This window comes from Mycobacterium sp. 1165196.3, from assembly GCF_001673415.1.
Taxonomy (GTDB): Bacteria; Actinomycetota; Actinomycetes; order Mycobacteriales; family Mycobacteriaceae; genus Mycobacterium; species Mycobacterium europaeum_A.
In genome coordinates this window covers 1-18,762 of sequence record NZ_LZLU01000107.1, presented here as the reverse complement: position 1 = coordinate 18,762, position 18,762 = coordinate 1, and the positions used below count along the sequence as shown (strand labels likewise).

Genomic DNA, 18,762 nt, shown 5'->3' with positions numbered 1-18,762 from the left:
GCTGAGAGGCCACGACATGTCCACGCGATACGAAGAACCGAACCGGGCCGCGCGCGCCGCCAACCGGGTCATCCGCTGGCTGGCCGAAGCGGGGATCAGCATCGCCGGCACCCGGGCCTTGCGGGTGCGCGGTCGCAAAACCGGAAAGCCGCGCGCCGTCGTGATCAACCTGCTGACCGTCGACGGCGTCGACTACCTGGTCTCCCCGCGCGGCAACACCCAGTGGGCCCGCAATGTCCGGGCGGCCGCCGTCGTCGAGGTGGGCCCCCGCTGGCACCGGCGCAGCCTCCGGGTCAGCGAGGTCGATGACGCGGCCAAGCCCGAGCTGCTGAGGCGCTATCTGGCCCGGTGGTATTGGCAGGTCAAGGGGTACGTCGCCGGATTAACCCCGGACAGCACCGACGAGCAGTTCCGCGCCGCCGCTCCCTCGATTCCGGTGTTCGCGCTGACCCCGATCGGCGCAGCCGGCTTGGCCTAGTGCGCGTTGTCGCGCACGCAATGACCTAGTGCGCGTTGTCGCGCACGCCGAGATCCTCGCGGACCTCCTGCGACGTGGCCCCCCACGACACCGCGGCGGGCAAGTCACCCCACACGCTGTTGAAGATCCCGACGATCTGTCCCGGGCCGCCGTTGGGCGCCAGGTACACCGGTCCGCCCGAATCGCCGTTGTGGCTTTGCACGCCGTGCGACATGGTGAACCAGCCGTTGTTCACGCTTTCCACCGTCCCGCAGGTTTCCCCGGTGATCACGCCGAAATGGCAGACGGGCTGTCCGGGCGCGAGCGCCAGCCCGGGGTCGGAGACGAGCGGCCGACCGCCCGGCAGGATGTTGTTCGCCGTCACGCTGTTGTCCAGCACGATCGCTTCGTAGTCGCTGATCGTCTGGCTGGTGGACACCGTCGTCCCGCTGGGCGTGTTGTCCCGGAAGGCCGCCATCCGGCCGATGACGGCGCCGCCCCGGTCCGTCACCACTCCGGCCCCGCTACGGCAGTGGCCCGCGGTGAATGCGATCTTGAGAGCGGGGTCGACGTAGCCGAGCGTGCACACCCGGTTGTCCTGGCGTATCTCCATGCCCGGGTACACCATGACGTCGGCTTTGGCCTGCGCGGCCGGCAGCAAGGAGGCGAGCGCTGCGACAGTAGTCGACGCGGCGAATGCGCGCGTTGCCAGTCGATGCACCATGAACTCCGATCCATCGGGCCGATACTGACGGGAGGCGGGGGTCACGGCGTAACCCTCCTCCACGCTCGGCTTTTCGCGCCGGCCCGCGCAAATGTTACAGCGAGGTCACGAGCGGGGTGGTGGCGTCGGCCGGACGGGCCGCCCGCGGCAGCCAGCCCGGCGGGCCGAACACGTACCCCAACCGGTCACGCAGGCGCGTCGCCGAGCGCCAGTCGCGGGCAATCGCGACGTATTCGCGGGTCTGCAACGTCCAGATGTTGAACGTGTCCACCCGCTTGGTGAGCCCGTAATGCGGCCGGAACAGCTCGGGCTGGAAGGTGCCGAAGAGCCGGTCCCAGACGATGAAGATGCCGCCGTAGTTCTTGTCGAGATACACCTTGTCCATTCCGTGGTGCACCCGGTGGTGCGACGGCGTGTTGAAGACGAACTCGAACGGTCGCGGCAGCTTGTCGATGCGCTCGGTGTGGATCCAGAACTGGTAGATCAAGTTCAGCGAAAAACTGAAGAACACCATCCACGGTGGAATCCCCAACAGCGGCAACGGGATCCACATCAGGATTTCGCCGCTGTTGTTCCACTTCTGGCGCAGCGCGGTGGCGAAGTTGTAGTACTCGCTGGAGTGATGGGCCTGGTGCGTCGCCCAGATCAACCGCACGCGGTGCGCGATCCGGTGATAGGCGTAGTAGAGCAGGTCCACACCGAGGATCGCGATCACCCAGGTGTACCAACGGGTCGCGGGCAGCTGCCAGGGCGCCACGTAGGCGTAGATCGCCGCGTAGCCGAACAGCGCCAGCGTCTTCCAGCCGGCGGTGGTGGCCACCGACACCAGCCCCATCGAGATGCTCGCCATCGAGTCGCGGGTCAGGTGGGCTCCCGAGGCCGGCCGCGCGGCAACGACGGCGTCGGCCCCCTCGGCCGCCTCGGCCGTCAGATGTTCCAGCTTTCGGGCGGCGGTCCATTCGAGGGTCAACAGCAGCAGGAAGAACGGGACGGCGAAGAGCACCGGATCCCGCATCTGCGGAGGCAGCGCGGATAGGAAGCCTGAGAGGGCGCTCACACAGGTAAGACTACGACGAGCGCCGCGGTATTCACCTCGCCACGGTCGGTCGGGCGCCGCACCGCGGTGGCACGTCGATCAGCGACGATCGTCGGACTGCGCTTCGTCCCCGGCATACCACTGCACCGCGCGGACGCCGGGCAGCAGCGACAGTTCGGCCACCAGCCGCTCCAGCCGCGCCGGGGCATCGCCGTTCATCAGCAGGTGGGCGGTCAGCGCGACCTCATCGCCGTCCGGGTTGCCGGTGTGGATCCCGCGAAGCGTGATGTCGTTGCTGCCGGCGTGCTGGACGATCTGGGCGCGGGCGTACTTCTCGTGCTTGGGACGGCAGATCACCTGGACCAGATACGGCAGCAGGCTTTCGTCTTCCTCGGCGCTGTTGTCGCGATCGATCAGCCGGCCGAGCGGGCGTCCCAGGACATGAATGCCGACGACGGTGGCGGTGCCGATCAGCGCGAACACCAGGTGCCCGGAAGCCGCCAGCACGCCGATCGCCGCCGAGCACCACAATGTGGCGGCCGTGTTCAGGCCACGGACGTTGACGCCCTCCCGCAGGATCACCCCACCGCCGAGGAATCCGATACCGGACACCACATAGGACGCGACGCGCGTCGGGCTGCTGTCGGAGGTGGCGGCCGCGTACAGGACGAACAGGGTGGCGCCTCCGGCGACCAGCGCGTTGGTGCGCAGCCCGGCCCGACGCGCCCGCCATTGCCGTTCCAGGCCGATGAGGGCGCCGCAGCCGACGCCGACGCCGAGCCGGAGCGCGAAATCGAGGGCGCTCAACGTCTCCAACGACACGCTCCTTCCCGGTTGCAAGACGGCGAAGGGAGCTAACCAGATCCGGGTTAACGGCAAGTGGAGCCGACCGAATCGCCGACGTCGGGAGTATCCCCCGCGAACGGCGAGCCCGGGCTAACCGGTTTTGGGCGTCAGGTGGTGCGGACAGTAGGCGCTCGACGCGAGCGCCGCGAATTTGGCCGCGGCGTCCATCGTCATGCCGGGGTTTTGGTCCTTGATGTCGCTGACGACCTGCAAACCCGTTTCACCCCTGCCCAGCAAGCCGCACACGGCTTTGGCGGACGCGATGACCTGGCCGGGGCTGCTGTAGGTGATGCCCGAACTGTCGAGGTTTGCCAGAAACGCCCCATCGTCCCCCTCGGGCTCGGCATGCGCGAGCGCCGCGAAGCTGATCGTGCCGATGGCGCCGAGCAGCGCCAGTAGGAGTCTCATACCGTTCGCGCCCTCCTGACCGGGGCGTCGGGCGGGGTCACCGTGGGCTTGTCACCACTGGACACGTGCACCGCATGGATGCCGGGCTTTGTCGACAGTTGGTCGAGCAGAGCGTCCAGGCCGGCCTTGTCGACATTCCAGTGCTGCACGGCTTCCGGTTGCTTTTGCAGCTTCGCGATGACGTCGTCGAGTTTGACGGGGGCGGTGCTCTTCGTGGCACCGCCGGCCCGGACGCCTCTGCCGCCCACTACTTGCGGCGCGACAGCGCCGAGGGCGCCCCCGGTCAGGCTGCCCAGTGCCATCTGACCGAGCAGGCTGCCTGGGATCGCGGCGGTGGGGGCCGCGGCCAGGCCGGCGGCCGGAAGGCTGCTGGCCAGCCTGATCGCCGGGGTCGCCGAGGCCCAGGTCGGCGGCACCGACAATTTGCCCACAACGTTCGCCTCGCCCACGCCGGCTGATACCGCGCCGGTCAGGCCCGCGCCGGCCGACCGCAGACCGAGCCCTGCACCCAAGGCGGACTTCGGGATTTCGATGCCCTCGACCGGGACTTTGTAGAACATCTTGAACTCGGTCATGGCGAGGTTGATCGGGCTCATGCTGTCGTTGGCGACCGTGCTGAACCGGCCGATGTCGGCGAGGATGCCGAAGGTGTTCTGCCACGTCGTGCCGGCCAGCGGGGAACCCGTGAGGGTGTTGAGCACCTGGTCCCAGAACTCCATGTAGCCGCGGGAAGCGCTGCCGAGGGCCTCGAGTAGCTGGCTGATGATGCCCGACGGTGGGGACGCGGCGTCCGCGGCCGCACCGGTACCGCTTGCTAAAGCGCTGGCCTGGCCCACCGCGGCCGACTGGGCGGCGATTCCCGTCGCGTTGGTGGTCTGGGGTGGCTCGGTGAACGGGGTCAGCCGGGTGGCGGCGGCAGACGCGCTGGCGTAGCCGAACATCGCGGTGGCGTCCTGCGCCCACATTTCGCCGTATTCGGTCTCGGTTGCGGCGATCGCGGTGGTGTTCTGCCCGAAAACGTTGGTGGCCAACAGCATTGCCAATCGTGCGCGATTGGTCGCGATCGCGGTCGGTGGCACCACCGCCGCGAAGGCGCTCTCGTAGGCCGCCGCGGCCGCCGTCGCATGGATGGCCGCCGTCTTCGCCTGCGCCGCAATCGTCGACATCCAGGCCGCGTACGGCGCGGCGGCGGCGGCCATGGCGACCGCCGACGGGCCGGCCCACGCCTCGTTCGTCAGCCCCTCGATGACCGAACTGTAAGACGATGCGGCCGACTGCAATTCGGCCGCTAACGCGTCCCACGCGGCGGCGGCCGTCAGCATCGGTCCCGCCCCCGGACCCAGGTACATCTGGCCAGAGGTGATCTCGGGTGGCTGGAGAGCGAAATTCATCGCGGCGCCCTGGTCACAGCGGGCATGGCGCGTTCTCCATGGTGCGATGGTTCGGTGCCGTCCGAGGTGTCATGTCGAAGGTCCGCTCAATCCGCCGGTACCACAATGATTGTGGCCGTGGTGGCAACGCCATCAGCCGCCGCCGCGAGGCCGGTGGTGCCATTGCTGACGGTGCGCACACCGGCGCCCGCCAAAGCGCGTCCGGCCAGGCTCGCCGCGGCCATCTCGCCGAACATCACCCCTTGCGGCGTCGTGGGGATCGTCGGGATTGGCCCCGTACTCGCGCTCGGCAGTACCGAGGCGACTGTCTTCATCACGGGCGCGGCTGCGGCCCAGCCTTGCGGGACCGACAGCGATCCGACCAGGGTCGCGCGGCCCATGGACCCCGCTACGCCCCCGATCTCTGGTGTCACCGCGGAGACGTAGCCGCCCCGCAACGGAGCCAGCGGCGACAACCCGCCGGCGATGGCCTTCCCGCCGCCGAGCAGTTCGGCGACACCCGGCGCGTTTTGGGCCAGCCCTAAGGCCTGCAGGGACAGCAGCCACCAGCCGCCGGGCAAGATGATCGCCCCGATGGGGCTGTAGGCGCCGGTGATGGCGGCGAAAAATGGCCTGAGGGCGGCGGTGATGGGGTAAATGGTTTCGATGATCGATGCCGCCGGCGTCGCCGCCGCCGCCGAAGGGGTCGACGCCAGGCCTTGCAGCATCGTGGGCAGCGCGTCGATCAGCGCCGGCAGCTGGGATGCGACGTCCGACGCGGCGTTCTGCGCCAGCGCTGCGGATTGCCTCGCCACCGCGGACGAATCAGTCGTCGGCGGCGGCTCAGCGAAGGGCGGCAACTGGGTGGCCGCAGCCGACGCGGCGGCGTAGGCATACATCGCGGCGGCGTCCTGGGCCCACATCTCGGCGTACTCCGCTTCGGCGGCCGCGATGGCCGCGGTGTTCTGGCCGAGGATGTTCGTGGCGATCAGCGTCATCAACAGGCTGCGGTTGGCGGCGATCGCCGGTGGGGGCACGGTCGCCGCGAACGCGGTCTCGTAGGCCATGGCAGCGAGCCTTGCCTGCATCGCGACCTGTTCCGCCTGGGCAGCGGACTGGTTTGCCCATGCCACATACGGGGCGACGGCGGCACTCATCGACGTCGCCGCCGGTCCAAACCAGGACCCGATGGTCATGCCCGAAATCGTCGAACTGTATGCCGCCGCATAGGAATACAGCTCGGCTCCCAGCGCATCCCATGCCGCGGCGGCGGCCAGCAAGGGCCCCGATCCGGCGCCCACGTACATCCGTCCCGAATTGACCTCTGGTGGCAGCGCCCCAAAGTCCACCCGTTGCCTCCCGTCCTCCTCTGGCGCCAGGGTAGGAGCGCATACGCCACCAGCCGGCAAACAAGCTCCGGCTCAAATGGAATTCATGGGATTCACAGGCGGAACATATCTATGTTTCATGTGATTGGAGAGGTGCTCCGCCGCGGTCGAACCCGCCGTCGCTAGGTCAGCGTTTTGCGTAGAGTTGCTGCGGGCAATAGTATTTCGCCGCGATCGCCAGGAAGGACGTGGCGTGATCATTGGTGAGCCCGGGGTTTTCACTCTTGAGCTCGTCCAGCATTTGCGGGCCGAATTCGCCGTTGCCCATCGACACGCACACCGCTTTGGCGAACTTGATCGCCCCGTCAGGGGTCGAGTAGGTGATGCCCGCGCTGCGCAGCGAGGCGAGGAAACCGGCCTCGTCGACGCCGGGTGCCGCCGGGTCGCCATGGGTGAGCGGGGCCAGCGCGATCGCGGCCGAAACGCCGACGCCGAGCGCGAGCAGCAGTCTCATGACCGGTGATTGTCCCATGTTCAGGAGATGACCGCAGCGGCGCGCGGCGCTTCGCAGACATGTTGAGCTGCAGTGTGTTTCACAGGTCAGCGCCGCGGGCGGGCGTCAGGCCTTGGAAAGCTGGTGGGGGCAGTAGTACTTCGCGGAAAGCACGGCGAAATTCGACGCCATCTCCATGTCCATCCCGGGATTGTGGGTTTTCACGTCGTGGACCAGCTCGAGGCCCGACTCGCCGTTGTTCAAGCACGAACACACCGCCCTGCCGGCGGCGACGGCCGACCCCGGGCTGCTGAAGCTGAAGCCGGCCTGCTGCAGCGCGGCGACGAAGCCGCCGTCGTCCCCGTCGGGCACCGGCGGAGGATCCGCGTACGCCGGTGCGGCCAACCCGATCATCACAACGACGCCAAGCAACGCCAGTAGTCTTTTCATCGCTATCACCTTTCCGTCGTGGCGGATTGTCCGTGCCGCTCAACCCAATTGGGCATCGGCGGGTATGACCTTTGACTTGTCGCCCTTCTTCAGATGCACCGCGTGGATGCCCGGCTTCTTGGCCAGCTGCTCGAGCAGCGCGTCGAGGTTCTCTTGATCGACGTTGTGGTGCTGGACGGTTTCAGGCTGCTCCGAGATCTGTGCGACAAGGCGTTTCAGCTGTTCCGGTGATTGCTTGTCTTTGAGGTCCTTGATGGGAGTCATCCGGTTGCGCACACCGGCACGCGCCACCGTGGGTCCACCGGAGCCGACGGCGCTACCGAGCATCCCGGCCAGCCCCATCGAACTGAACAGGCTCCCCTGGCCCAGCGCGGCCGCGGGCACGGCTTCGGTTCCGGCCGCCGACAGCGCGGCCGCAACCGTTCTGATGGCCGGGGTGGACGTGGCCCAGCTCGGCGGGATGGACAGCTTTCCGACCAGGGTGCCGGCGTTGCCCATGCCGGCGATCGGGGTGATCGAGCTGTACAGGGTGCCGCGGCCGAAGCCCAACGCCCCCAGCCCGGCGCCCAGGGCGTCTTTCGGCAGCGCCCCATACCCGATGGGCGGGGCGAACTTGAGCCATTGCGACAACGGAAAGTTGACCAGCAACCCGATGTCGTTGAACTGCGTGGTCAGGCCTAGCGGCACCTTCACGGCGTTGTACAAGCCCGTATAGAAGCTCGACCCGCCCGGCAGGCCGTTCAAAAGATTTGTGACGAACTGGTTGTAGAGATAGGCGAGGTTCGCCGGGCCCGAGAACAATCCGCTGTAGGGCAGAGTGGTCGTGGCGGCGCTTGCCGCGGTGTTCGCGACGTTGGCGGCGGGGGTGCTGGCCGCCGAACTCACCGCGGCCGCTTGCATCGGCTCGGCCGCCTCGTTGGTGGTCTTGGGCGCCGGGCTGAACTCCGTCAGGTTGTTGGACGCCGTCGCCGACGCGGCGAAGTAGGTGTCCATGGCGGTGGCGTCTTGAGCCCAGAACTCGCTGTACTGGGCCTCATTCGCGGCGATCGCCGACGTGTTCTGCCCGAACAGGTTGGTGGCCACCAGCTGTGCGAGCAGGGCCCTGTTTTCGGCGATCACCGCCGGCGGCACGTGTGCGGCGAAGGCGGTCTCGTAGGCGGCCGCGGCCTCGGTGGCCTGGATCGCGGATTGGGCGGCCTGCGCGGCGGTCTGCTGCATCCAGGCGACGTACGGGGCGGCCGCGCTCGCCATCGCCAGCGATGACGGTCCCACCCAGGGCCCGGCCGTCAGGCTGGAGAGCACCGACGAGTAAGACGTTGCGGTGGACTGCAATTCGGTGGCCAGGTTCTGCCAGGCCGTCGCCGCGGCCACCAAAGACCCCGCGCCCGGACCGCTGTACATCCGGCCCGAATTGAACTCGGGTGGAAAGGCTCCGTAAAACATCTTCGTACCCCTACCTTCGCGTCCGGACGGTCGGTGATTGGCTGCCGTGCGATTGCGTCATCGCGATCACTCCTCGATGCACGGGATCACGATGATGGTGGCCGCGGCCGGATCGGCCTCGGCGGCAACGCCGCCCAGCGAACCCGCTGCCGAGGCGGCACCGCCGGCGGGCCGGGTTGCGGCGGCTGCGACGGCGCGTCCGGCCAGGCTGGACAGGGCCATCTGGCTGAACACGCCCTCTTCACCGGCCAGTGCGGCCGGCGCCGCGGCCATGTTGGTGGGCAGCACCTGGGCGATGGTTCGGATCGCGGGGGCGGCCTCGGTCCAGCCCTGCGGCACCGACATGCTGCCCACCAGAGCGGCTTTGCCCATCGACCCGGATACCTGCCCCGCCCCGACCGCGGAGCTGAGCACGGGTTTGACGGCGTTGGCGCCACTGGTCAGCGGCGCCAACGCCCCAGAAATGGCCTTGGGCCCCGCCAGATAGGCGGCGGCGCCTTGCCCGTTCTGCCCCCAGGCGTAGGCCTGGCCGAATGACAGGAATGGACCGCCCGGGATGCTGGTCCAGGACTGCGGGGAGAACGGCCCGGTGGCGACCGACCAGAACTCGTTCCAATTCGTTATCGCACTCGGCAGGGTGAGTGACGAACCGGACGCCGCCGTTGTCGTGCTGCTGGCGTTGCTCGCGGCCTGCGCCGCGGGCTGCATCGTGCTGCTCAACTGCGCCAATTGGCTGGCGGTGTTCGAGCTTGACTGCCCGGTGCTCTGGGCGACCGCGGCCGCCTGCGTGGGGCCCGCCGAATCGTTGGTGGTCCGCGGGGGCTCGACGAACGGGGTCAGCTGAGCGGCACTAGCTGAGGTCGCCGCGTACGTGTACATCGCGGCGGCGTCCTGCGCCCACATCTCCATGTAGTGGGCTTCGGTGGCGGCGATCGCCGGCGTGTTCTGGCCGAGGATGTTGGTCGCGATCAACGTCGCGAGCAGGGCGCGGTTGGCGGCGATCACCGGCGGCGGAACCGTCGCGGCGAAGGCGGCCTCGTAGGCGTCGGCCGCGAGTTTGGCCTGGGCGCCTGCCTGTTCGGCTTGCGCGCCGGTGGCATGGATCCAGGCCACGTAGGGTGCGGCGGCGGCCGCCATGGCGATCGAGGATGGTCCCGTCCACGGTCCCGTTGCAAGCGTCTCGATGGTCGAGCTGTACGACGCCCCGGTGCTTTGCAGCTCGGCGGCCAATTCATCCCATGCCGCGGCAGCGGCCAGCAGCGGCCCCGAGCCCGCACCGACGTACATCCGCCCCGAGTTGTATTCCGGCGGATAAGCCCCGAAATCCAACATCTAGGGCCTCCGATCCCTCATCTGGCGGCTGGCGCACGCAGCGCTCCATGGCCGCGACATCGACACAATGGCGACACCTCGCAAGGAGTGCGACGGAATTGTTATAAGACACATGTACAAACCTCATGTGCTGCAGGCAACAAAGCCATACCGCTCCTAGCTGTAAATGGATGCCCGAATGGCATATGAACAACTGGTCAAGCCACGCTGCTATTGCACTGACGATGCTGACCAACGCTTATTCGGTGGGCGTTCCCATCAGGTAAACGTTTGTTAAACAAATGTGTTTGCAACGGCTTGACCAGTGTGAGAATGCTGCATAACAACGTTGAGTTAGTGGTGTAAATCACGTGGTAAAGCCAAATGCGGGCAGCATCGACCGACGGCTTGATACAACTCAATCCGTGAATGTCTAACTCGCGTATTCTGAATGCATAGCCGGCACCATTGCCGACGTTATAAACTACGCTCAGAAGCTACCGCTGTGGTCTCCGATCGCGAATCTTCACAACCTCCTATATCGGTTCAAGAAATCATTAAGCGCGATATTGTGCGGACCGTCGGAATAGCGCCCCGGACATCCCGGCATTGCCGCGGAAGGTAACTGGAACTTACGGACCGACGCCCGTGGTGACCTTCCGACTGGCGAGCCGAGCAGCGGCGCTCCACGGGACACCGGTAGTAACCGGCACATCACGAACGACGGCCCGATATTCGGCGTCCGAGAGCGCGGCCCGGGCGCGGATCAAAGCACCTCGGGCCGCTATAGCGCCGAACTGATAATTGATCGTCACAACCGTTCTCCTCAGGTTCCCTCATACGAGTAGACGCGGTCACTCTGCTGTAGCACTGATTAGCTACTGGCAGTTTCCTGGAAGGCCGTTTCTGCAGATCACTGCCGACTTCCGGTCTCACTGGAAGCAGCGACAACGGACGATGAGACGTTGCCGAACAGCCCGCCATTGTGGATCGCGCGCCGGATAAGGGATCGACGGCCGGGGCATCACGAAGCCGGCCCGTCCCCCGGAGCGGATTGGGCAGGGCGACGACGTCAGCGACGCGCCACCCGGCGTTCGTCAGCCTCCGGTGTGGGCGTTAGCCACTGCTGTGCGGGTTCGTTCCGCCATCGCTGGTGGAGAGACGGTCGGGACAGTAGGCGCTGGCGGCGGCCTGGACGAAAAGGGCGGATTTTGCTGCGGTAAACGCCGGGTTGAGCTCATGGACGTCCCTGATGATGTCGAGCTCCGTCGTCCCTGAGTTGGCCAAGTCGCATACCTTTTGCCCCGCCTTTATCGCGCGGTCGGGGTTCGAGTAGGTGATACCCGCCTTGTTGAGCGCGGCAAGGAATGCGTCGTCGTCGGAGTCGGCGTGCGCTGGTATTGCCGTGCCGACCACGGCAATGACGGCGGTCAGAATCGGTAGGTACCTCATGTCGGAATTCCCTCTCTTTATCCGGCGGCCGGTGGGCGACCCATGATGCGGGGGCGAAACCCGTACATCGGCTCGGAGAACTCGTCCTCGTGCCCACCGGGGAGGCCCGCCAGCGGCACACCCGGCATGCCGACTGCCCCGGCCTGTTCCATCACCATCGGGGTGGCAGAGCCGAACCCGTGGTAAGCGCCTAGGCCGACCTGGGTCGTCGCCGCCACTGGCGTGATTGCCGCTCCAGCCGCACCCCAGGCCGGCGGAACCGACAGGGCCCCGACCAGACTCGCCTGTCCGACGCCGGCTACCGCTGCCACGCCGGGCGCGGTCACCGACGCCAGGTTGGCGGTGCCCCCAAGGCCGGCGGCCAGCACCCCCAGTCCCGACGTGCTTGCGTCTACCGCATTCAAGGACGAGATGGAATTCATGTTGACCGCCGAATCGACGAACGACGTCGGGTTCAACAACCCGCTGGTGGTAAACGCGTTGGACAAGTTTGCGACCGAGGCGTTGTTGAGGAAGCTCCCAAATACGTTGCCGTCGGATCCATCCAAAAAGTTCATGAGTCCCGCCAGCCCGGGCTGGCCGGAGCCGTTGGTGTTGGGCGCGAGTCCCAGCCATGCAAGCAGTCCCCCCGACGGGTCGCTGGCGCCGGTCGCGGCGTTGGCTTGAGCGACCGTGGCGGCTTGCTGCGCGATGCCGCCGCCGGTGGTGCCGGACCGCGGCTGTTGGAACGGGGTCATTTGAGTTGCCGCGCGCGAGGCGGTGCTGTAGGTGGTCATCGCGGCGGCGTCTTGCGCCCACATCTCGCCATATTGGGCCTCATTGGCCGCGATCAATCCAGTGTTCTGGCCGAATAGGTTGCTCGCCACCAAGTTGGTCAGCTGCGTGCGGTTGGCCGCGACGAGGGCCGGGGGCACGGTTGCGGCGAACGCGGCCTCGTATGCGGCCGCGGCGGCGTTGGCTTGGGTACCGGCCCGCTCCGCCTGGACGGCGGTGTTGTTGAGCCACTCGACGAACGGTGCCACCGACGCCGACATTTTCGCCGAGGACGGTCCGAACCAGGACTCGCTGGTGAGCGCCGCGATCACCGATTCATAACTGGTCGCAGCGGAACGCATTTCAGCGGAAATGGCGTTCCACGCGGCGGCGGCGGTCAGCATCGATTCCGAGCCGGGGCCGGAATACATTCTGGCCGAGTTGATTTCGGGTGGCAATCCCGCATATAGCGACATGACATCTTCTCCAGAGTTCTCAGCCGGCGGCCGGCGGACGTGGCATGACGACGGGCCGGAACCCGTACTTGGGGATGGCGCGGCGCAGTCGCCGACCGGTACTACCCACCGGCCCCGCGACACCTCCGGGCCCGCCCGCGGCCGGGGCTGCCGTCGCGTCGGTGAGACCGGTGACGCCGATGGCCTGGACGGCCGTTTGACCAGGGTTGATATTGGCCGTCGACGTCCAGCTCTGCGGCACGGACAGCGACCCCACCAGATGCGCATTGCCCACCCCGCCAGACGCGCCGCCCAGGCCGGCCGACCCCACCGTGCTCGACGCCAGGTCGGCACTCGTGATGCCTTCGGCGTCGGCGGCGAAATCCGCGAGGCCCCCCAGCGTCGTCGCATGCTGGGCCGCCAGGACGCCCTGGACCGAGGAAATGATGAACTGCGGGTTGAAGGGACCGCCGGCCAGCGCGCCATTGACCACGGCCGTGCTGAAGAAGTTGCCGTTCGTGAACGTACCGAAAGCGGAATTATCCGATCCGCTCAGCAGGCCGGCCAGATACGACGACACCGAACCGGGCGACGAGATACCGCCCCCGCCCGACGACACTGCCGACTGCACCGAACCCGCTGGCGTTTGGGCCGCCTGGGCCACGGTGTTCGCCTGCGCCGCCACCCCGTCGGTATTCGCCGTGGACGGCGGCGCAGCCAACGGAGCAAGTTGGGACGCGGTGCTCGAAGCGCTGGCGTAGCCGTTCATCGCGGCCGCATCCTGCGCCCACATTTCGGCATACTGCGCCTCGGTGGCCGCGATCGCGGGCGTGTTCTGGCCGAACACATTGGTTGCCACCAGCGCGGCCAACTGAGCGCGGTTAGCCGCGATCACCGGCGGTGGCACCGTCATGGCAAAGGCCGACTCGAAGGCGGACGCTGCCGCGAACGCCTGGCCGCTGGCCTCCTCGGCGTGCGTGGCGGTGCCGTCCAGCCAGGCCAGATAGGGCGCGGCCGCGGCCAACATCGACATCGAGGACGGCCCCAGCCAACCCGAACCGGTCAGTTCGGTCACCACAGACCCGTAAGCGGCTGCGGCGGAGCGCATCTCCGCGGCCATCGTGCTCCATGCCGCGGCGGCGGCCAGCATTGGGCCCGATCCGGGCCCGGAATACATTCTGGCCGAGTTGATTTCCGGCGGCAGCGCCGCAAAATCCAACATGATGCATTCCCAACGATTTCAGCGGGCCGAGGCTGCGTTGATGGCCTCGGTGGCCGCATACGAGCCGGCGCTGGCCTGCAAGGTGATCACGAAGTTCTCATGCAGCGCCGCTGCCTGAGCGCTCAACGCCTGGAACAGCTGGCCGTGTCCGGCGAATTGCGCCGCCGTCAGCATCGACACCACATCCGCTGCGGCAGGCACCACCCCGGTCATCGGGGCCGCGGTGGCCGAGCTCTGCGCGGTCAGCGCCGAACCGATCTCTTGCAGCCGGCTGGCGGCGACGGCCAGCGAATCCGGCTGTGCGGTAACAAAGTTCATCACAAATCTCCCCACCAAGAAAGGAGGCGAGCCAGGATCCCTGGCCGCGCCGGGGCGCGCATCAGCGCCACACGTCAGTGAGCGCGCGCGTTACGAAAGGTGGCTAATTACAAGCCAATTCAGGAAATATCGATGCCGAGGTCGGATCGAAGCGAAATGGTCATCGATCTGGAATACGGACTGTCGTCGGGACTCACGTCGCTCTCACCTCCTCCAAGCCAGGGCACGCGGGGGTGCCACACGGTGCACACGGGGAGGAACAACCAGGCGAAACGGCCGGCTGCGGCACCCCTCTCGTCAGAGCTTCGGCACCACACGGCGTATCCGGCTAGCTGAAGCCGGAAGCCACTTGGGCTCAACCCTTAATCCGGGAAGAGCTGTCCTGACCCTGGGCGTCTTTCGACGTTCGAGGTCAGTGGCCTATGTCCGTGCAGACGCCTCACCTAGCGAGGTGCTTGCATTGGCCATGGTGGCACTCGGCGGTCGTCGAGTCAAGCTGAAGGACAACGCATCCCCAACGGTTCACGCGCCCGTCACCTGGGGGCGCGCGCAATGGCGGCCACCGGACGGGCCAGGATCCGGTTAGTCCGCCTTCTTCTCGGCGACCGCCGCGCTGAGACCCTCCGCCAGATCCTCCCGCGTCAGTTCCTTGAACCGCAGCAGTTGACGTTCGCTGAATTCGGTCACGTCGCTGGCCAGCACCGCATCCAGGTCCTCGTCGTCCAGACGGAAACTGCGGTGATCCCGGGCCTTCTCCACCACGTTGCGCACGAAACCGGCGTTGCCGAGCGTATCGATGCCGCGGATGAGATCGCCGTCCTCGGAATAACTTTCGTCGAGATAGAACTTTGTGTACGACGGCAGCAACGCTTGGGCCGACTCATCGGTGATGACGTCTTCGTTCTCCTGGCCCATCAACCGCGTCAGCGCGACCAGCTCGTCCGGGGTGTAACTGAAGAACTCGATGACGGTCGAAAACCGCCGTCGCAGACCCTGATTCACTTCCAGCATTTTGTCCATGGCCTTGGCGTAACCGGCGCCGAAGACCACCAGCTCGTCGCGGTGGTTCTCCATGTACAGCAGCAGCGTGTTGATGATCGCGTTGCCGTACGGGTCACCCTGCTGGTAACCCTTCTCGTGCAGCGTGTGCATCTCGTCGAAGAAGACCGCGCCACCGAGGGCGCCCTCGAGCATCTCCTCGGTGTTCTTCTCCGCGTCGGCCATGTACCGCCCCAGCAGCTTGGTGCGGCTGGTCTCCACCACCACGGGCTTGCGCAGCACGGTCAACCCGCACAGCTGCTTGCTGAAAGCCCTTGCCACCGAGGTCTTTCCGGTGCCGGGCGGTCCGAGCAACAGCGTGTGGCGCGAGGTCACGGGCACCGGGAGGCCCATCTTGGCGCGCGCCAGGTTCACCTTGGTCGTCGACTTGATGAGCTTGATCTCGCGCTTGGCACGTTCCATGCCCAGCATGGCGTTGAGCTCGGCGTCGCCCTCGGCCAGGTACTTCGCCGCCTCTTCGGCGTGACGAGCGGCCTCGGTCTCGGCCCGGGTCGGCGCGCTGTCCTGGTCCCACGGGTCGGTGCGGGCCTCGATCGTTTCCGGGTCGGTCAAGACCAGCCGATAGTTGGGGTTGTCCAGCGCCTCGCGGGCCGGCGTGAACTTCGGGTCTCGCGAGTACACCCGCCGCAACAACTCGACGGCCTCGTCCTCGCGGCCGAGGTGCCGCAGGCACATCCCCTGGGTGTACAGGGCGATGTTGGCCGCGCCGGGCACCCGGTCACCTTCGATGGCGTCCTGACCGCGGCGCAAGGCCTCCTCGAACACACCCAGCGAAGCCAGCGCCGTGGTGGCCATCGCGGCACCCGCGGCCTTCAGCTCGGGCTGCCGCCAACTCTTGCCCTCGGCGAACTGGTTGAGCACATCCGGCCACCGAGCGGTGCGGAAGTACAGCACGCCGCGTACGTAGCTGACGAGTTCCTCGTCGACGGGCTGGCGGGGCTCGACGCTGTCGATGAGTTTCGCGGCTTCCTCGTAGCGTTTCGCTTCGGCCAGGACCGCGGCGTACGCGCACGCCAACGTCTCGACGCTGGTCACCGCCAGCCGCAGGAACAGCCCGTCGGAAACCTCGGGACGGAACTGCAGCTCGGTGACCCCGAGGCGGCGAGTCTCCCAACCGAACGTCCGGATGGCCGACCACGCGCCGGAGAGCACGTCAATGCTCTGCTCCCCCACCAGGATTCGCGCCAGCCAGGCGTCACACATGCCCGGATCCAGGTTGGTCGCGGTGGCGAACATCTGCGCCGCGACCTGCGGGTTGTGGCTGGGCTGCAGCCCGTTGACCGAGACGCCGGAGGCCAACAGGCCGGCGACCATCGCGTTGCGGGCGCCTTCAGCGGTGGATTGCGGCCTCGTCATTGCGCTACAGGTACGCCCGCCGAGCTCCCTCGCAGCTGGTCGACGGATAACGCAAGGTCTTCATCGTCGGCGCGCAGTGGACGACTCGGCACCACCAGCAGGGGGCGCGCCGTGGGGGCGGGCAGGCTGGCGCGCACCGCGGCCAGCTGGCGTCCGGTGAGACGGTTGAGCCCCGACGCGACGTTCCTGCGCAACCGCTTCTCGGTGTGGTAGCGAACCCAAGCCGATACCTGCGGCCGGCCGCCGCGCGAGGTGAGCCGGATGGTCAGCACGGTCGCGACGGTCTCGTCGTCCCACAGCTCGTCCAGCTTCTCGGTGGTGATGTCGGACGGCGACAACCACAGGCTGGTGACGAAACCGTTGAAGTGCTTGAGGCGTCGCCACCCGGGACGGCTCCAGGTCGGTTCCAGATCGGCCAGCACCGCCCGGTCGACCTCGGCGAGCTCGTCGGCCGTCAACGGCCGGGCCGCACAGGTCAGCCCGTCGAGGTCCTGGGCGAGCCGCTCGGTGGCCGCCACCAGGGTGGACGCCAGCGAATCGCGGGCGGCCACGGCGGCGACGTTGCGCTGCGGGTTCATCCGCAACACCAGCCAGGTGCGGCGAATGTAGGAGGTGGGCTGGTCGTGGGCCACCTCCCACTCTTCGGGCCCCCAGTCGTCCAGCTTGGACAACTCCGCGGCTCTGGCTTCGGGGCCGCCGCGCCGGACCTTCACCGACACGATGTCGATGTCGTCGAGGTGGATGTCGAACTGGCGCAGGCCCGACGCGACCGCCGACACCAGCAGCGTGGGGGGCGAATTGCGGTGCCGAAGCCGCGAGGCCGACTCCTCGTCACCCCCGTTGATCGTGATCACCGTGACCAACTGGCCGTCGTGCTGGCGCACGCCGACCGTGTCGCGCCCGTATTTGCGTTGGTGGTCGAGGGCCGGGGCGCAGCCGGCGGCCAGCGCCGAACCCGGGTCGGCGGACCAGTCCCACAGCCACGTGGCCAACCCCGAGGTCACCGTCAGCCCGTGATAGGTGACCAGCGACAGCAGCGTCACCAGCAGGGCCAGACCGACGCCCACCCAGAACGCGATGCGATACGTGCCCTGCCAGGACTCGGGGCAGTGGCTGGCCACCACCATGATCACCACGTCGACCAAGAACACCGCGGTCAGCCGCGGCCACGTTAACGACAACCCAAATCTGCGCTGAGCCTTCATGAGTGTTGCTGCTCCGCCCCTATTGCTGTTTCCGCGATCGCTTCATCAGCATCGCCGTACCGAACACTCCGCCGCCGATGAGTAGCGCCCCCAGCAAGCCGCCGGCGGCCACCCACACTGGCACCATATCCCGGTGCGGCACGGGTTTCGGAATGTTCAGGGGTGCCGACAGTTGCTGCGGCGGTTTCACCGGACCGTCGGGCACGTCCCAGGTCAAAGCCGCGACCGGGTCGACGACGCCGTGACCAACCTGGTTGTCCACGCCGCGTGCCGGCGCCCGGGCGGTGCGCGTCAACCGGTTGATGACCTGATACGCCGATAGCTGCGGGAACTTCGCCCGCACGAGCGCGGCGACCCCGGACACGATCGCCGCCGAGAAGCTGGTGCCGGACGGGACCAGCAGCGTGTTGTCGGGTCCGTCGATCGCGTTGATCAGCCCGTCGTCGCGGGGCGACAGACCGATGACGTCCGTTCCCGGTGCGGCGATCCCGACCCACGGCCCGGCCACGCTCGTCGACGCCTGACCCTGATTGCCCTGGCTGAGCGGGCGGCCGTCGTTGTCCACGGCGCCGACCGTCAGGACGTAGTCGCTGAACCAGGACGGCGTCACGACCGTGGTGACCGCGTTCCAGTTGCGAGGATCGTTGGGCTGCAACGGATCATGCGGCGGGTTCTGCTTGCAGTCCTTCTTGCTGGTGTCACCCGCGGCGGCCACGATGACGGCGTTCTTGTCGACGGCCGCGTAGCGCACCGCCGCGCCCAGCGAGCGCTGGTCGATGATGTTGCGCGCGCTCATGCAGGTCACGTCGGAGATGTTGATGACCTGAGCCCCCATGTTGGCGGCGTGCACGATCGCCCGCGCCATCGTCTGCACGTTGTCGATCTTCGCCGAGGTCTGCGGATCCTCGTCACCGGTGTAGGCGTCCTTGAGGCCGAAGGCCTGGCTGGATTGCCGGATCGCGATGATGTCGACGTCCGGAGCCACCCCGCTGAACGCGTCCGGGCCCGCCTTGGGGGCCCGAAGAGTGGGAGGTGGCCCACGACCAGCCCACCTCCTACATTCGCCGCACCTGGCT

The 18,762-nt window shown here is 67.4% G+C and carries 18 protein-coding genes and 1 riboswitch; of the genes, 1 reads left to right on the top strand and 17 read right to left on the bottom strand.

Annotation, left to right across the window (positions count from 1 at the left end; all coding sequences use genetic code 11):
* Window positions 1-16 precede the first annotated feature (16 nt).
* Window positions 17-478, top strand: coding sequence for a nitroreductase family deazaflavin-dependent oxidoreductase (locus A5659_RS11625; RefSeq protein ID WP_066872698.1), 462 nt, complete (start codon window positions 17-19; stop codon window positions 476-478).
* Window positions 479-503: 25 nt separating this feature from the next.
* On the opposite strand, the gene A5659_RS11620 is transcribed toward A5659_RS11625, so the two are convergent.
* From A5659_RS11620 to A5659_RS11540, 17 genes are all read right to left on the bottom strand, one after another.
* Entirely contained in the window at window positions 504-1,181 is a 678-nt protein-coding gene (locus tag A5659_RS11620) for a hypothetical protein (RefSeq protein WP_066872695.1), read from the bottom strand.
* Window positions 1,182-1,275: 94 nt separating this feature from the next.
* On the bottom strand, window positions 1,276-2,238 hold the full coding sequence (locus tag A5659_RS11615) for a sterol desaturase family protein (RefSeq protein WP_066872692.1): 963 nt from the start codon (window positions 2,236-2,238) through the stop codon (window positions 1,276-1,278).
* Between the two features lie 78 nt (window positions 2,239-2,316).
* Window positions 2,317-3,033, bottom strand: coding sequence for an MgtC/SapB family protein (locus A5659_RS11610; protein WP_066872826.1), 717 nt, complete (start codon window positions 3,031-3,033; stop codon window positions 2,317-2,319).
* Between the two features lie 120 nt (window positions 3,034-3,153).
* Window positions 3,154-3,471, bottom strand: a complete 318-nt coding sequence (locus tag A5659_RS11605) for a DUF732 domain-containing protein (RefSeq protein WP_066872689.1) — start codon at window positions 3,469-3,471, stop codon at window positions 3,154-3,156.
* Complete coding sequence (locus A5659_RS11600; protein ID WP_066872686.1) at window positions 3,468-4,862, bottom strand: PPE family protein; 1,395 nt, start codon at window positions 4,860-4,862, stop codon at window positions 3,468-3,470. The genes A5659_RS11605 and A5659_RS11600 overlap by 4 nt, the downstream gene beginning before the upstream one ends.
* An 86-nt stretch (window positions 4,863-4,948) precedes the next feature.
* Complete coding sequence (locus A5659_RS11595; RefSeq protein ID WP_082976029.1) at window positions 4,949-6,190, bottom strand: PPE family protein; 1,242 nt, start codon at window positions 6,188-6,190, stop codon at window positions 4,949-4,951.
* Window positions 6,191-6,356: 166 nt separating this feature from the next.
* On the bottom strand, window positions 6,357-6,683 hold the full coding sequence (locus tag A5659_RS11590; RefSeq protein ID WP_066872679.1) for a DUF732 domain-containing protein: 327 nt from the start codon (window positions 6,681-6,683) through the stop codon (window positions 6,357-6,359).
* 105 nt (window positions 6,684-6,788) lie between these two features.
* Window positions 6,789-7,112: a DUF732 domain-containing protein gene (locus A5659_RS11585; RefSeq protein WP_066872676.1), complete on the bottom strand. Its 324-nt coding sequence runs from the start codon at window positions 7,110-7,112 to the stop codon at window positions 6,789-6,791.
* A 39-nt stretch (window positions 7,113-7,151) separates the two neighbouring features.
* Window positions 7,152-8,555, bottom strand: a complete 1,404-nt coding sequence (locus A5659_RS11580; protein ID WP_067181161.1) for a PPE family protein — start codon at window positions 8,553-8,555, stop codon at window positions 7,152-7,154.
* A gap of 66 nt (window positions 8,556-8,621) precedes the next feature.
* Window positions 8,622-9,887, bottom strand: coding sequence for a PPE family protein (locus tag A5659_RS11575; protein WP_067181158.1), 1,266 nt, complete (start codon window positions 9,885-9,887; stop codon window positions 8,622-8,624).
* Between the two features lie 1,095 nt (window positions 9,888-10,982).
* Window positions 10,983-11,318 carry a DUF732 domain-containing protein gene (locus tag A5659_RS11570; protein ID WP_066872668.1) on the bottom strand — a complete coding sequence of 112 codons (336 nt, stop codon included), beginning with the start codon at window positions 11,316-11,318 and terminating at the stop codon, window positions 10,983-10,985.
* 17 nt (window positions 11,319-11,335) lie between these two features.
* Window positions 11,336-12,547 carry a PPE family protein gene (locus tag A5659_RS11565; RefSeq protein ID WP_067181154.1) on the bottom strand — a complete coding sequence of 404 codons (1,212 nt, stop codon included), beginning with the start codon at window positions 12,545-12,547 and terminating at the stop codon, window positions 11,336-11,338.
* 19 nt (window positions 12,548-12,566) lie between these two features.
* Window positions 12,567-13,748 (bottom strand): PPE family protein, encoded by a 1,182-nt coding sequence (locus tag A5659_RS11560; RefSeq protein ID WP_067181150.1) that lies wholly within the window; start codon window positions 13,746-13,748, stop codon window positions 12,567-12,569.
* An 18-nt stretch (window positions 13,749-13,766) separates the two neighbouring features.
* Window positions 13,767-14,066, bottom strand: a complete 300-nt coding sequence (locus A5659_RS11555) for a PE family protein (RefSeq protein ID WP_066880855.1) — start codon at window positions 14,064-14,066, stop codon at window positions 13,767-13,769.
* 282 nt (window positions 14,067-14,348) lie between these two features.
* Window positions 14,349-14,524, bottom strand: a riboswitch (M-box (ykoK) riboswitch).
* Between the two features lie 124 nt (window positions 14,525-14,648).
* Window positions 14,649-16,481, bottom strand: a complete 1,833-nt coding sequence (gene eccA5 / locus A5659_RS11550) for a type VII secretion system ESX-5 AAA family ATPase EccA5 (protein WP_066872655.1) — start codon at window positions 16,479-16,481, stop codon at window positions 14,649-14,651.
* Entirely contained in the window at window positions 16,478-17,686 is a 1,209-nt protein-coding gene (gene eccE, locus A5659_RS11545; RefSeq protein WP_067181147.1) for a type VII secretion protein EccE, read from the bottom strand. Before eccE ends, eccA5 begins: the two co-directional genes overlap by 4 nt.
* 19 nt (window positions 17,687-17,705) lie before the next feature.
* A partial coding sequence (locus A5659_RS11540; protein WP_369829374.1) for a S8 family serine peptidase occupies window positions 17,706-18,762 on the bottom strand: 1,057 nt, incomplete at its 5' end.

Coding starts and splice junctions, on each gene's coding strand:
- A5659_RS11580 (WP_067181161.1), bottom strand. CDS start 8,555: ATGTTTTACGGAGCCTTTCCACCCGAGTTCAATTCGGGCCGGATGTAC.
- A5659_RS11620 (WP_066872695.1), bottom strand. CDS start 1,181: ATGGTGCATCGACTGGCAACGCGCGCATTCGCCGCGTCGACTACTGTC.
- A5659_RS11590 (WP_066872679.1), bottom strand. CDS start 6,683: ATGAGACTGCTGCTCGCGCTCGGCGTCGGCGTTTCGGCCGCGATCGCG.
- A5659_RS11605 (WP_066872689.1), bottom strand. CDS start 3,471: ATGAGACTCCTACTGGCGCTGCTCGGCGCCATCGGCACGATCAGCTTC.
- A5659_RS11565 (WP_067181154.1), bottom strand. CDS start 12,547: ATGTCGCTATATGCGGGATTGCCACCCGAAATCAACTCGGCCAGAATG.
- A5659_RS11575 (WP_067181158.1), bottom strand. CDS start 9,887: ATGTTGGATTTCGGGGCTTATCCGCCGGAATACAACTCGGGGCGGATG.
- A5659_RS11560 (WP_067181150.1), bottom strand. CDS start 13,748: ATGTTGGATTTTGCGGCGCTGCCGCCGGAAATCAACTCGGCCAGAATG.
- A5659_RS11555 (WP_066880855.1), bottom strand. CDS start 14,066: ATGAACTTTGTTACCGCACAGCCGGATTCGCTGGCCGTCGCCGCCAGC.
- A5659_RS11585 (WP_066872676.1), bottom strand. CDS start 7,112: ATGAAAAGACTACTGGCGTTGCTTGGCGTCGTTGTGATGATCGGGTTG.
- A5659_RS11625 (WP_066872698.1), top strand. CDS start 17: ATGTCCACGCGATACGAAGAACCGAACCGGGCCGCGCGCGCCGCCAAC.
- A5659_RS11570 (WP_066872668.1), bottom strand. CDS start 11,318: ATGAGGTACCTACCGATTCTGACCGCCGTCATTGCCGTGGTCGGCACG.
- A5659_RS11600 (WP_066872686.1), bottom strand. CDS start 4,862: ATGAATTTCGCTCTCCAGCCACCCGAGATCACCTCTGGCCAGATGTAC.
- eccE (WP_067181147.1), bottom strand. CDS start 17,686: ATGAAGGCTCAGCGCAGATTTGGGTTGTCGTTAACGTGGCCGCGGCTG.
- eccA5 (WP_066872655.1), bottom strand. CDS start 16,481: ATGACGAGGCCGCAATCCACCGCTGAAGGCGCCCGCAACGCGATGGTC.